Origin of the sequence: Bradyrhizobium nitroreducens, assembly GCF_002776695.1 — a bacterium.
GTDB classification, from domain to species: Bacteria; Pseudomonadota; Alphaproteobacteria; order Rhizobiales; family Xanthobacteraceae; genus Bradyrhizobium; species Bradyrhizobium nitroreducens.
The window spans coordinates 3,086,505-3,099,410 of the sequence record NZ_LFJC01000003.1; the positions used below are offsets into that span (position 1 = coordinate 3,086,505).

A 12,906-nucleotide genomic window follows, 5' to 3' on the forward strand; every position below is an offset into this window, starting at 1 on the left:
GCTCTTTCCCCAGAAGCGCCTCCGCGCTCACCGGACGTACCAATAGCCCCACCAGCGGTGGGCGACCGGGCGCGCCTGCGCCTTCATGGCCGCGACTTCCTCGACGGAGCGAGGCTGTGGGCCGTAGATCGCGGGCGGATAAACGTCGTCCCACAGCACGACCCCGGTTTGGACATAGGCTGCCCGGTGATGCGCAAGCGCGAGCTCGGCGGCCGGCGCGACGGAAGCTGTCAAGGCGACGGCGAAAGCGGCAAGGGCAATGGATGGAATAATAGCACGGAAGTTCATTGGATTGAATCCCTGGTCAAATGAGATGCGAAATAATGCGACGGGTCCCGGATGGTTGCAAGGGCATGGGCTGGTCGGTCGGCCGAAATTTCCTGTTCGAGGGCAGGCGCGGCAGGTCCGCTCAAGGGCAACAGCCATGGAGGAGAGGGTCCGCGAGGATGTCTCTTTCTACAATGAGTGTCTATGGCAGAGTGATCCTACCCGTCGTGATTCATGCACGCGAGATTTGCGCTCCCTGCACACAGGACATCAGGCATGAACAATCTTTCGGCGTCCCGGAGTCGGCCAGAACCATGATGTCGACACACTGCTCGCTCTTGATGAGTCCCGGACCATCCAGGACGGCTCTCATGACTTCTGCCTTCGTCTCCGCTTTCATCTTTGGCTCGGGCATCATCTTGGGATACGCGCTGCGTGCTTGGCGCGTCACGCGAAGTCCTGCAAACTCATCCCGTGGCATCTTGCATCGAGCGGCCGGGGCGACTCCTGCCTCGACCTTCGGCCACGCCCGGCGAGCCTTCTAGCGGCGGCGTCCTGGCGGCACCGGGGATCTCACCATAAGAATGGGGCATGACGAGATGAGCGAACCCAGGAAGGACGCGCCGCGGCGCTACATCGTCGATGGCGCCGGACAACGCGTGCTTGTCGGGCTGACGATCTCGGAGACGATCGAGTTCGAAGCCCTCGACAATCCGGGGGCCCGCCTTGGCGTCGATTTGCTCGTCGAGCCGCCTCATGTCCGTCAGGACAGGCATGGGGAGCGTTGGCTGGAGCTCTACGTCAAGCACGAACGGGCCTGGCACGATTGGATGGCCGAAACGCGCGCGCGGCTGGAGAAGCCGTGCTTGCTCAATTGAGCGCAGCGCTTCACCTGTCGTAGACAAGCCGTGGCGGCCAGGTCGATCCCACCTCACACCGCGAGCATGCGGCTGCCCTGGATGCTCATCAGGGTGAGATTGCCGGTCGCATAGGCGCCGGTGTCGATGTTGACGCGGTTCGTCAGGAATTCGGCATTGCGGACCGGCGTATGGCCGTGCACGATATATTTGCCGAACTGCTCCTCGCTCTGCAGGAATTCTTCGCGAATCCAGAGCAGGTCGCGCTCCGTCTGCTCGGCCAGGGGAACGCCCGGGCGAACGCCGGCGTGAACGAAGAAGAAGTCGCCGCAACTGAAGCTCAGCCGCAGATTGTCCAGAAATTCCAGATGCTCGGTGGGCATTGCTCGAATCAGATCGCGCAAGATGGATGCCGGCTCGTTGCGCTTCAGGTCCGGCGGTGCGAGCCCGTAGGACATCAGGGTCTGGGTCCCGCCGACGGCGATCCAATCCTCGAACAATGAAGGGTCTTCGAACACCCTCACAAGAAATGCCTCGTGGTTTCCCTTGAGGAAGACCGCATTTCCCCGGCGACTCCGCTCGACCAGTACATCGAGGGTGGAGCGCGTGTCGGGGCCGCGATCGATGTAATCGCCCATGAAGACCTCGATCGCATAGCGCGGCCGGCTGCGGGCGACGTCGGCGTCGATCACCCGCAACATGGGTTGGAGCAGATGCGCGCATCCGTGAATATCCGAGATCGCATAGATGCGAACTCCTTCCGGCAATTGCGGTTTGGGAACGGCTGGCCGTGGTCGCGCGAGAGATATCATGGCGCTCAATCGATCGGGTGGTCGAGAAATTTCCCCAAGTCGCCGGCACCGGAGAGCTTCCATCCAACACGAACCACGTGAGTTCGTTGAGGTAGCGTCCCTGTTCTCCGGCCCGATCACGCCGAAAGAAGGGCGCGGAATTTTTTGCCCACCTGGTTCTGCGGTGGGCGCGAACGATCGGTCCGCAACAATTGCATTGCTGCGTGCGAGAGCGCGGCAAAGTTGCATGCCTGGACCGGATTTCAAGGCGCACGCCCAGATAGAAATCCATCGGAATTCTCGCAAATGACTCGTCGCGCTCGACGGAGGAATTGCATCGCCTGAAAGATGAGCGAAATGCGCTCGCACGACGATCAGACTCTGCGCCGAACGTGGAACTTGATTCAAAATAGGGCAACGCGTTCGCTCGTATGTCATCACTGTGACGACATTTTCATCGCGCCGAATTTCGCTGAGCATTTCAACGTGGCGCATGATCCGTGCGCCGCAAAAGTTTTGCGTGCGGTGCCACAATGTCGCTGCGATCACGCAACACTTTCCGCGCGGGGAAGTGACGAGTCTTCAGCATCACGATGAGCGTCAGGCACTCTCTCGATAGGCAGAGGTTCGAATGGCTGTTGCAACTTTTGGTTCTGAAAACGCTCACACGCTGTCGTCGACACGCGGTAACGCTCTTCAGAGGCCATTCCAGATCGTCGTCATGGCTGCTGACTTTCTGCTGATCCTGTTGAGCTATGCTGCCGGGGCTTCGCTGTACGGAGCGGCCGTCGCTTCGCCCGCCGACAGTGCTTCGGTGGGAGCCGGGTTGTTCGTCGGCGTGGTGTTCGTCGCGGTCGCCTATTTCCGGGACGTCTATGCCACGCATCGCCTGCTCAACGTCGTCTGGCAGCTTCGAAAGGCGGTGTTGATCTGGCTGACGTCGCTGACGATCCTGGCCGTTGCGGCCTTTCTGCTGAAATCGACGGACAATCTGTCCCGCGGCACCGTCATTGTCTTCGCCGTGATCGGCGGGGTTGGCTTGATCAGCCTCCGCTTCGTCTGGCAGGCGGTGTTCGGCACCAGCTTTGCGCGAAGCCGGCTGGTCGATCGCAAGGTGATCCTGCTCAGCCTCAAGCCGCTCGACTTCACCTCGAGCCGCTTCAAGGACCTCAGGAGGAACGGCTTCGATGTCATGCGCCATTTCGTGCTCGGCGCCGAGCGGGATGACGGCCACTGGGAACGGCAGATTCGCGATGTAATCCGTCAGTCGCGCTCGGCCGACGTCGACGAATATCTGCTTGCGATCGACTGGAACGAGTTGCCCATGCTCCGCAAGCTGAGCCCATATTTGCGCGCCGTCCCGCAGCCCATACGCCTGTTGCCGGACGATTCGGTCGCTGATCTGGTGACCCGTCCGTTTCTGCCGGTCAGTGGAACCGTCGCGGTCGAAATCCAGCGGCCGCCTCTCACCATTCTCGAGCGGTTGCAGAAGCGCTGTCTCGACGTTGGCGTGGCCATGTTCGCGCTCGTGATGCTGACGCCGCTGCTGCTGACGGTCGCTTTGCTGATCAAGCTGGATTCCCCGGGAGCCGTCATATTCCGCCAGTCGCGGCGTGGCTTCAACGGCCGGCCGTTCGAGATCTGGAAGTTCCGCAGCATGACCGTCTGCGAGAACGGCGAAACGATTGCCCAGGCGACCAAGAGGGATGCCCGGGTCACCAAGATCGGGCGTTTCCTGCGCATGACCAGCATCGACGAGCTGCCGCAGCTCTGGAACGTGCTGCGTGGAGACATGTCACTGGTCGGCCCACGTCCCCATGCGCTGGCCCATGACAACTACTATGACGAGCTCATCAGCAAATACGTCTACCGGCATCACATGAAGCCGGGCCTGACCGGCTGGGCCCAGGTGAACGGGTTCAGGGGGGAAACGCCGACGATCGATCTGATGGAGAAGCGGGTCGAATACGACGTCTGGTACGTCAGCAATTGGAGCATCTGGCTCGACCTGAAGATCATGGCCCGCACGGCGTCCGCCGTGATGTTTCAGGAAGCCTATTAGCCGCTCAATTTCCCGACGATATGGAACCGCGGTTCCGATCGATCAGGTTCCGTCTCGCGACGATCTGCCGAAGAGCCGCATGACTGCATCGCGCAAGGCGAGCAGCGGCGGCACCAGCACGAAGAATGCCCCCATCGCAATGGAGACGATGACCTGGCGAACCGAAAACGGTTCGTCCTGGTCGATGTCACGCCGGCTGGGGTCGATGGGCGCGGGCGAAAGGGTCGTCGCCATTGACTGCCGACGGGGCTTGCGTGGAGGCACGACGACCAACACGAACAGGATGTTGAGCAGAACCCAAATAGTCAAAATCGTCAGGACGATCAGCATTCCGAGCCCGCCGGAAAAGAACTACAAATATCAGCCGAGCTTAGCTTCAGGGAACCCAGAAGGAAAGATGCCCAAAGTTTCGGCATTTCGAGGCGGCGAGGACCGGATTGTCTCGTCTTGTCGATGATGATCGCCAATTGGCACACTGTCCTAGCCATCAACGTCTTCGTCAATCCTTGCTTTTGGCTAGAGCAATAACTGCAAGTTGTGGATTCCGGACGAATACGGAGGCCTGAGCAGTCCGGGGGCCCGGTGCGATCTTTGGCCTCGTGCGCGAAGGCGCACGCGATCTTGTTCAGGCGACAGTTCCGCACAGCACGAACAAAGGCCCGCTGCCAGATGGCAGCGGGCCTGAAGTCGTTTCAGTTCGGTTGGGGCGGCGGCGCGCCTCCGCCCAAACTAGGCGTGCTCGACGTAGTAGCTGTTGTGGTGCTTGCCCTTGTACGCCTCGATGCGCTTGAGCATCTTCGGGTTGGCGCGGTTGAGCACGGCGCCGAGCAGCTTCTTCTGCAGGACTTCCGATCCGGAAACCGACTCCTGAAGTGCGCTTCGTGTCGTCTGTCCCCACTCGATCACATAGACCATGGCATCGATCAGGAAGCTGACGGCCTTTGAGTCCGCCACCGGCATCACCGGGGCAAGATCGATCACGATGTACTCATAATGCTCTTTCAGCACCTTGAGCAACTCCGCCATCGCCTTTGATCCAATGACGTCGGCCGAATTGACCATGCGGGAGGCCACGACGGACGGCAGGAAATCGAGGCCCGTCTCCTTGCTTCGCTGCACATGGTAGCCGAGGTTGGCCGGATCGCTGAGCGCCTCGACCAGTCCGGTCGTGGCGTTCGGTGCGAGCTCTCGCGTGAGCGAACGCGTGTGCAGATCGCCGTCGATCAGGACCGTGCGATGTCCGGTGAGGGCGATCAGCTGCGCGAAGTTGGCCGCTACCGTCGTCTTTCCCTCCTTGGGGAGAGACGACACGATGCCAATCACCTTGATCTCGCGGGTCAGGCGCGCAACGTCGATCGATACCTTGATGTTCCGCAACGTCTCGGCAAACCGCGAGAACGGATGGTCGACGACGTAGCGGGACAGATCGGGTGGACCGGTCTTCGCGGAGGTCGAAAGCAACGCGCCGGTTTTCGTCGGGGGACGAATGTCGGGCAGGACTCCGAGACACTTCACGCCGAGCTCATCCTCGACCTCGCCGGGGGTTCGCAGGACGTCGCTGAGCAGCTCACGCCCGAATGCGACGCCAAAGCCGAGGCAGAGGCCGCCCACCAGGCCCCCCACCAGCGCCAGCACCGTGCGCGGCGAACTCTTGCGATCCGGCTTGGTGGCGGTGCTGATCAGGCGCGACTCGCTGAGCGGAAAGCTCTGGTTCTGCGTCGCGCTCTGCAGCTTCTCGAGGAAGTTGTTGTAGAGGTTGCGATAGGTGTCGGCGGCGCTTTCGAGGTCGCGCAATTTGACCTCGGCCTGGCCGGTGTGGCCGGCCTGAGCGACGAGATCCTTGACGCTCTTGTCCAGAGAAGCCTCCCGGCTCTTCGCGATCTCGTAGTCGCTGCGATAGGCGTCTCCGATCCGATGCAGTTCGTCGGCCATGTTCTTGCGCAGCTCATCCATCTTGTTGGCCAGATTGACCGCAGCCAGATGTTGCTTGCCATAGCGCCTCGACCAGTCGGCATATTGGGCCTGGAGGTCGAGATATTGGGCCCGGAGGCGGGTGATGACCGAGTTGTTGAGTGCGTCGGTCACCGTCGATTGCGCGACATCCTGGTCCGAAATGGTGTTGATGCGGTCGAGCCGGGCCTTGGCTTCGGCCGTCGCCGCCCGCGCTTGAACCAGCTGCGTGTTCAGGTCCGACAATTGCTGTTCGGACATCAGGCCGCGGCTGGTCCCGACGATGTTGTGTTCGGCCTTGAACGTCTGCACCGCGCGGTCGCTGGCCGAGGCCTGCTCGCTCAGCTCGATGCTGCGCTGCTGAAGCCACTCGGTGGCCCGCTTGGTGGACTCATATTTGGCTTCCAGGGCGCCGACGAGATAGGCCTTGGCAATGGCGTTGGCGATCTTGGCGGCCTTGTCGGGGGTCCGTGCGCGATAGTTCAGCGACAGGACGTAGGTCGTCAGGACGCGTTCCGTTCTCAGGTTCTTCTGAACCTGCTCGACCACCGCATGTTCGAGCTGATCCTGCGATGCCGGTTCGCCGGAGCTGAACAGCGACGTCACCTTGCCGAGAATGACGGAGAGAAGGCCCGGCTTGGAGCCGTTGAACTCGGGATCTTCAGTCAATTTCAGGCGACGGACGACCGAGAGAATCAGGTCATCCGAATTGATGACCTCGACCTGGCTGTCGACATAGCCGGTGTCGATGAGGGCGCTATTGGCGTTGCTGTCCTTGTCCAGCACCTGGGCTTGGCGCGTATCCATCATGATGCGGGCATTGGCCGTGTACATGGGTTGCGCCGTGACCAGATAGACGAGCACCAGGGCCAGCGCGGCGCCGGTGCACGCCGCGACGACCGGCCATTGCCGGCGCAGGACGTCGGCCACTCGCTCGAAGCTGAGGACGGCTCCGCCGAACTCGATCCCGAATCTGTGGCCCGACTGGAAATGTTCTCTGGGCTGATACATTGTCTAATTCGCTGCCTTTTGATGATCGCAGATCAATTCGGAAGGGGGACGGGCTTGAACGGATCGGCCAGCTTGGTCTTCCATTCGCCCTCGAGCAGCGCCCCGCCGCGCGACGGTTGCGCCGGGCCCTTGGCTTGCGATTGAGCCGGGATGCCGGAGGTGTCGTCACCCGCGGCGGAATAACCTGCCTGCACGTTGAGATCGCCGATTCGCTGCACGAAGTCCCTGATCTTGCGCGCCGCGTCCGGCTTCGTGGACGTGCACCGCCCCTCGGCAATCTTCAGCGCGGCGCCGATGGCCGAACGATCGGCTGAAGCCGAGGCCGAGATCAGGCTCTGCACGGACGGCAACACCGAGGGATTGGTGGCGATATAGGTGGCGAGCCGGAACCTCAGCTTCTCCTTGTCATTGCGCAGCCGCTCCAGGAGCGAGGAGGGCGACTTGACGAACGTGTCGAGCTCGAGCTGCGAGGCACGATCCGAAAGTTCGACGCATTGAGCGCGGCAGGCATCGATGCTCGACACGATCAAGGCAGAACCTGCCAAGACGATCGGCAGCCATCGCGCCCTTGCATGACGAATTGTTAGTCCGCGGCCCATCCGTGTCCCTTTGCTCCCTGTTGCAATCGGAGAACACGCGAAACCTGACAGGTAACTGTGTCAAATTTTGTGCGACGCAAAAGTTGAGTTCATGTTGTCAGTGATAACGATCGCATCGTCTCTCCCGCTCGGTTGCAAAATGAAGAAATACAATGCCCGGGAGATCGGCATCTTGCGCCTAGGAATGTTGCAACCTGAAAACATATGAGGCGTTTGCACGCCCGCGCAGCACAAGCGGTCGTCGCAAAACCGACACAAGTCGCAAGCGAGCCGTTAGTTCCCTCCGTGAGAAAATTATCAGCGCGACATTTACTGCGGTGAAATCAGTGCTCCGGCGCATCTTGATCTTGATCGCACCAGCGCCGGATTTCGCGCACACTTTGTACGCAAATGCTCGCAATCATCGCGCGCGAATTGATTTGCGCGCCGACGTGCGGTGTCTCTGGAAAAAAGTGGCGTGAACTTGGCGCTCGCATGTCCGAATGAAAAGCGAGCGTTGAAATTATCGTCGATCGTCATGCGTCGAATGCGAGCCCGCGATCGCAGAGATTGAACGCGCGCAAATCCTGATACACACTGTTGCGGTGCAATAGCTGGGAATGTTGATGTGACGGAGTTGATTCATCGTGAGAAGGCGCATGTCCTGCCGCTCGACAGCATCCGGGGCGTCGCCGCGACTTCGGTGGTGATTCACCATTTGCTGCTGATGCCGACGTTTCTCGCTGCGTTTCCGCACAACGCGTGGATCAATTGCTCGTTCTTCAGAAGCTCCTGGCTCCTGGTCGATCTGTTCTTCGTTCTCAGCGGCATCGTCATGTCGCTCAGCTATGTCGAGAGCGACTTCGGGCGCTTCTCCCTGCGTGAGTTCATGGTGCGGCGGCTGGCGCGGGTCTATCCGCTGCACATCGTCATGCTGATGGCGAATCTGCTTTTCCGCCTGCTGCGCATCAGCCTGGTCATGGCGGGAGTCGTCGTGGCGGCGCCTGCGGCGTTCGAAGTGAACAACGCCTATTCCTTCGTTCTCAACCTCCTGCTGCTGCACTCGATGGGGTTCGTCGACTATCTCAGCTGGAATGCGCCGAGCTGGAGCATCAGCGTCGAGTTCTACACCTATCTGGTGTTCGGCCTGATCGTCCTCCTTGCCCAGCGCATGCGCTCCCTGTTGTGGTTCTACGTCCTCTGCGGCGCGCTGGCGGTCGGAAGTCTGGTCTTCATCATCTTCGTGCTCGACAAGAGGAGCCTCGGGCTTCAGACTGATTTCGGCATCCTGCGCTGCTTCGTGAGCTTCTTTCTGGGCGCGCTCACGGTCAGGATCGTCGATCGCCTGCCGGTCAGGCCGGGTCCTGCCGTTCAGGGCATGCTGCAATTCGTCGCCATGATCGCCAGCATTGTCCTGGTGTCCCTGGCGGAGACCAATCCTGCGTCGACCTTCCTCGCGCCGGTGACGTTCGCGATCTTCCTCGGCAGCCTGCTCGCCTTTCCGGATGCGCTGCTGGTGCCGCGGATTCTGGTGGCCAAGCCACTGGTCTGGCTCGGGAAACGTTCCTACTCGATCTATATGGTGCACGCGCTCGTGGTGCTGCTCGCCGAATATTTCGTGCGAGCCGTCGGGGCAGGGCGGATCGCCGTGCTCGATTCGGTCTGGGCCGGTCTGCCGGCCTCCTTGAACCTCGTGGTCTCATTGGCCGCCGTGCTCGCGGTCTCCCACTTCACCTATCTCTACGTCGAAATCCCCGGCGGCAGGCTGATGCGGAACGCGCTTGGAAGCCGCTCCGATTTCTCGGCGTCCCCCGCGCGGCAGACGAACTGAGCCTGATATGACGAGTCTCGCGCTGCATCGACCCCAAATGACGCTGATCAGCCTCAACATCGAGGCGATCGCGCTCGGCGCCTATCTGGTCCGCGACGCCTTCGGCGGCATGATCCGCTATTACACCAGCATCTATCACATGAACGCGCTCTGGTACGTGCCCGACGCCATCGCGGTTCTGTGCCTCATCCAGTTCTTCGTCCATTGCATCCTGCGCAATCGCAGTACCCTGGCCCTGCTGGTGCTGGTGCAGATCATGCTGTCGCTCGTGCTCGGCTATTTCATGCTGGGTACGGTCAACGCGGCGGTCTCATCGTTCAAGATGATGCTGCCGGTGTTCGTCGGCTTCTGCTTCTGCGATTCGAGCCTCGGCTCATACAAGAAGCTTCTGTCGGTCATCGCCGTGACCTTCTACCTGTCGGTGATCGGCGTCTTCCTGACGAAATTCTACCTGATGCCCTGGGTGGGCTACAAATACGAGTCCTTCGGCGCGGTGCGCGAGGCCGGCCGGTTGTGGTGGGCCTATGGCGGCGACGACCAGCGCCTGATGGGCTTTGCTGCCGACAACACCATGGCCGCCTTCTTCATCCTGGTGTCGTTCGCGATCACGTCGATCCGCATGAGCACGACCTGGTGTCTCCTGCTCGGTTCCATCGCGATCTATGCCATCAAGCTGACCACGAGCAAGACGACCATGATCGTCCTCGTGCTCTACCTGATCCTGCTGGTTTTGGTGCGGATGCTGCCGGAGAAGTCGCGCTTTCCCGCGATCCGGGCCATCGCGCTGTGGTCGTATGCTTCGATCTTCGTGCCGTTCTTCATGATCGTGGTCGCTTCCGGGACCGCCGCGGTGCCGCATTCGACCCTCTTCAGCATCCTCGATCGCATCAACAACAGCTGGCAGAAGCCGTTCATCTATCTCACCCAGCTCATGCCCATCGGCCTCGTGACCGGCTGTGGTGCAGGCTGCTTCAACTATCCGCAGCAGCTGTTCTCGCCGCTCGCGCCATTTTGGGTGCCCGTCGACAATTTCTACATCGGGACCTATTTGATGTTCGGTCTCCCGTTCGTCGCATTCATGGTGATGGTGTTCCGGGCGACGTTCGGAGCCACCGACGTCTACAAGCTGACGCTGATCTTCGTCGTCAATCTGTTCACGATCACGGTGTTGAACTACGGCCCGGCGTCCGGCCTCTTGATCATCGCACTGAGCTTCAGCGAAGTGTTCTCGCGCCGTGCGACCTCCGCACGGGCCGGCGACGCCGTGCCGATTGTCATGCGGCCACCGGTGCCGTCATTGGAGGGCTTCCGCCCGGATGTGCCGGCGGCGAGCGGAAGCAGGTGAGAACGAATGATGCATAAACGGCTCGCATTCATCGACACGCTGCGCGGCATCGCCGTGCTGTCGGTCCTGGTCCAGCATGTCTTCGAGATCATCGTCGAGAAGCACCCGACGGGCGCGTTTTACTGGCCGATCCACGATGTGTTCGGCTACTACATGAACTTCGGCCGCTTCGGCGTCGTGCTGTTCTTCTTCGTCAGCGGCTTCGTCATTCCGTTCAGCTTTCCGGACAGCGCCACGCCCGTGCGCGATTTTGCGATCAGCCGCTTCTTCCGGCTCTATCCGGCCTATTGGACCTCGCTCGTGGTTGGGCTCGTGACGATGCAGCTGATGGAGTCGAAGATCTATCCGCTGGGGCAGATCGCCGCGAACGTGACGATGTTGCAGACGTTCGTGAACGTCCCGAATCTCTGGGTGTTCTACTGGACGCTGGCAATCGAGCTGCTGTTCTACGTCGGGTGCACCATCCTCTTTGCAATGGGGCTGCTGAACCGGCGCTTCACGGCGGTCACGATCGTCATTGCGGCCGCGCTGGTCGGAATCAGCGCTGCGCTCCTGGTGGAGAACAGGACCGTCTCCTCGGTGATGGAGGTCGGGTTGAACCTGTCGGCGATGTTCCTGGGCAAGATCATCCGCGATACCGTTATCGGCGGAAAGCTGCGATGGACCCACGTGGCGGTCTGCACGCTGCTGTATGCGATTTTCGCCATCACGCTGTCTGACCGGCGGTTCGGCGGCGTGTATCACGAGAATTTCTTCTACAGCTATTCGATCGGATCGGCCTATGTCTGCGCGGCGCTGGTCTTCATCGGGTTTGCGGTGTTCGGCGAGAGAGTGGCGTGGCGCCCGATGGCGTTTGTCGGCGTGATCAGTTATTCGGTCTATTTGATGTCGCCATTCGTCATCGTCTTCGTCCATCGCCTCGTCTGGTTCGGTGATGGGCCGATTGGATGGTCGATCTTCCTGGCAGTGATCCTGGCGCTGTCGCTTCTCGTCAGCTGGATGACGTTTACATTCGTCGAGAAGCCCAGCATCGCGTTTGGACAGCGGTTCCGCTCGGCGCGTCGAAAGAAAGTGGTGCTCGAGCCTGCGCTCAGCACCCAGGGCGCTGCGGAGTGAGCGGGACCCTGCAGCAGCCTGGCGTCGCCTATGACGGATCGTTCGTTCCGTCGGTGCAGGGGCTGCGCGGCATTGCGGCGCTCAGCGTGCTGATGGATCACTTCTACGACATGCCCAAGGGAGGCATGTACGACATTCCGGATCCCGGCTTCCTGCCGCCGCTCTGGCTCTGGCTGCAATCGGTGATCAATGTCGGGGGGCACGGTGTCGAGCTGTTCTTCATGATCAGCGGCTTCCTGATCCCGGCGAGCCTGGTGCGGCACGGGTCGCTCCCCCGGTTCTTTTTCGATCGCGTCCTGCGCATCATGCCGGTCTTCGTCGTCCTGCATCTTGCCCTGTTTGCGATAGGTCCGATCGTCGGCTACAAGTTCTTCCGAGGCATCGACCTGACCAGCTATCTCGGGATCTTCGCGGCCAATCTGTTCTTCGTGCAGGACGCGCTCGGCCTGGCCATTGCCCAGCAGAATGCCTGGACGCTGACCTACGAGTGGGCGTTCTACATCTGGTTTGCCGCGACGTTCTCGATGCTGCGTATCGGCGGCAAGATGCTGGCTGCTCCCTTGATCCTGCTGGGCATCGCTTGTCTCCTGCATTGGCCGATCACGGCCTTCTTCTGCATCGGCATGCTGTTCAGCGCCACCGGCTTTCGCATCTCGATTCCCGGGCGCCTCGGCTTGATCGCGGGCTTTGCCTGCGGAGCGGCGATGTATGCGAGCCTGGTGCTGTTTCACCCGTTCGTGGGACTGCTTCCCGGCTTCCTGCTGTTCGGCATGGTGCTCGCTCCGGACTCCGGCCTCGGCCGGGCGCTGAGTGCGCCGGCGCTGCAATATGTCGGCAAGATCAGCTACAGCCTCTATCTGGTGCATCCCTTCGTGCTCTTCCCCTTGCAGGTGATCGGCCTGAAGCTGGTCGCCGCCGGCGTCGATCGCTGGCTGCTGTGGGCGGCCTTCATCGGGCTCGGGCTGGTGATGTCACTGGTCGCAAGCGCGATCAGCTATGAATTGATCGAGGTCAGGCTGAGGCGCCTGCTGGACGGCGCGATCCGCGGCATGGTCTTTCGACCGCTGAAGGTCGGGCAATCGGTTTGAGAGATCCCCG

At 61.0% G+C, this 12,906-nt stretch carries 11 protein-coding genes; 6 read left to right on the top strand and 5 right to left on the bottom strand.

Translation table 11 applies throughout. From position 1 onward, the window contains the following. Positions 1-27: 27 nt before the first annotated feature. The gene (locus TSA1_RS15215) at positions 28-288 is read right to left on the bottom strand and encodes a hypothetical protein (RefSeq protein ID WP_100177070.1); all 261 of its coding nucleotides are present in this window, start codon (positions 286-288) and stop codon (positions 28-30) included. Between the two features lie 578 nt (positions 289-866). Between TSA1_RS15215 and TSA1_RS15225 the strand changes: the two genes are divergently transcribed. Next, the gene (locus TSA1_RS15225) at positions 867-1,145 is read left to right on the top strand and encodes a hypothetical protein (protein WP_174718915.1); all 279 of its coding nucleotides are present in this window, start codon (positions 867-869) and stop codon (positions 1,143-1,145) included. A 53-nt stretch (positions 1,146-1,198) separates the two neighbouring features. Here TSA1_RS15225 and TSA1_RS15230 read toward each other — a convergent pair whose 3' ends face one another. After that, on the bottom strand, positions 1,199-1,936 hold the full coding sequence (locus TSA1_RS15230; protein ID WP_100177073.1) for a metallophosphoesterase family protein: 738 nt from the start codon (positions 1,934-1,936) through the stop codon (positions 1,199-1,201). Between the two features lie 610 nt (positions 1,937-2,546). Here TSA1_RS15230 and TSA1_RS15235 point away from each other — a divergent pair. Next, on the top strand, positions 2,547-3,977 hold the full coding sequence (locus tag TSA1_RS15235) for an undecaprenyl-phosphate glucose phosphotransferase (protein WP_100177074.1): 1,431 nt from the start codon (positions 2,547-2,549) through the stop codon (positions 3,975-3,977). Positions 3,978-4,019: 42 nt separating this feature from the next. On the opposite strand, the gene TSA1_RS15240 is transcribed toward TSA1_RS15235, so the two are convergent. The 3 genes from TSA1_RS15240 to TSA1_RS15250 form a co-directional block, all read right to left on the bottom strand. Continuing rightward, positions 4,020-4,307: a hypothetical protein gene (locus TSA1_RS15240; protein WP_100177075.1), complete on the bottom strand. Its 288-nt coding sequence runs from the start codon at positions 4,305-4,307 to the stop codon at positions 4,020-4,022. A gap of 399 nt (positions 4,308-4,706) precedes the next feature. After that, a complete protein-coding gene (locus tag TSA1_RS15245; protein WP_100177076.1) occupies positions 4,707-6,938 on the bottom strand; it encodes a Wzz/FepE/Etk N-terminal domain-containing protein in 2,232 nt (743 codons plus the stop codon). A gap of 32 nt (positions 6,939-6,970) precedes the next feature. Next, entirely contained in the window at positions 6,971-7,462 is a 492-nt protein-coding gene (locus tag TSA1_RS15250; RefSeq protein WP_245448267.1) for a hypothetical protein, read from the bottom strand. A gap of 682 nt (positions 7,463-8,144) precedes the next feature. On the opposite strand from TSA1_RS15250, the gene TSA1_RS15255 reads away from it, so the two are divergent. The 4 genes from TSA1_RS15255 to TSA1_RS15270 are packed head-to-tail and all read left to right on the top strand — an operon-like array spanning position 8,145 to position 12,896. Next, complete coding sequence (locus TSA1_RS15255; protein WP_245448269.1) at positions 8,145-9,347, top strand: acyltransferase family protein; 1,203 nt, start codon at positions 8,145-8,147, stop codon at positions 9,345-9,347. A 7-nt stretch (positions 9,348-9,354) separates the two neighbouring features. Continuing rightward, on the top strand, positions 9,355-10,692 hold the full coding sequence (locus TSA1_RS15260; RefSeq protein ID WP_100177078.1) for a hypothetical protein: 1,338 nt from the start codon (positions 9,355-9,357) through the stop codon (positions 10,690-10,692). Positions 10,693-10,698: 6 nt separating this feature from the next. After that, positions 10,699-11,808 carry an acyltransferase family protein gene (locus TSA1_RS15265; protein ID WP_245448270.1) on the top strand — a complete coding sequence of 370 codons (1,110 nt, stop codon included), beginning with the start codon at positions 10,699-10,701 and terminating at the stop codon, positions 11,806-11,808. Next, positions 11,805-12,896, top strand: a complete 1,092-nt coding sequence (locus TSA1_RS15270) for an acyltransferase family protein (RefSeq protein WP_100177079.1) — start codon at positions 11,805-11,807, stop codon at positions 12,894-12,896. The genes TSA1_RS15265 and TSA1_RS15270 overlap by 4 nt, the downstream gene beginning before the upstream one ends. Positions 12,897-12,906 lie beyond the last annotated feature (10 nt).

Excerpts from the sequence above, each read along its gene's own strand:
- TSA1_RS15230 (WP_100177073.1), bottom strand. The coding sequence starts at position 1,936 with ATGATATCTCTCGCGCGACCACGGCCAGCCGTTCCCAAACCGCAATTG.
- TSA1_RS15215 (WP_100177070.1), bottom strand. The coding sequence starts at position 288 with ATGAACTTCCGTGCTATTATTCCATCCATTGCCCTTGCCGCTTTCGCC.
- TSA1_RS15245 (WP_100177076.1), bottom strand. The coding sequence starts at position 6,938 with ATGTATCAGCCCAGAGAACATTTCCAGTCGGGCCACAGATTCGGGATC.
- TSA1_RS15235 (WP_100177074.1), top strand. The coding sequence starts at position 2,547 with ATGGCTGTTGCAACTTTTGGTTCTGAAAACGCTCACACGCTGTCGTCG.
- TSA1_RS15225 (WP_174718915.1), top strand. The coding sequence starts at position 867 with ATGAGCGAACCCAGGAAGGACGCGCCGCGGCGCTACATCGTCGATGGC.
- TSA1_RS15260 (WP_100177078.1), top strand. The coding sequence starts at position 9,355 with ATGACGAGTCTCGCGCTGCATCGACCCCAAATGACGCTGATCAGCCTC.
- TSA1_RS15240 (WP_100177075.1), bottom strand. The coding sequence starts at position 4,307 with ATGCTGATCGTCCTGACGATTTTGACTATTTGGGTTCTGCTCAACATC.
- TSA1_RS15265 (WP_245448270.1), top strand. The coding sequence starts at position 10,699 with ATGATGCATAAACGGCTCGCATTCATCGACACGCTGCGCGGCATCGCC.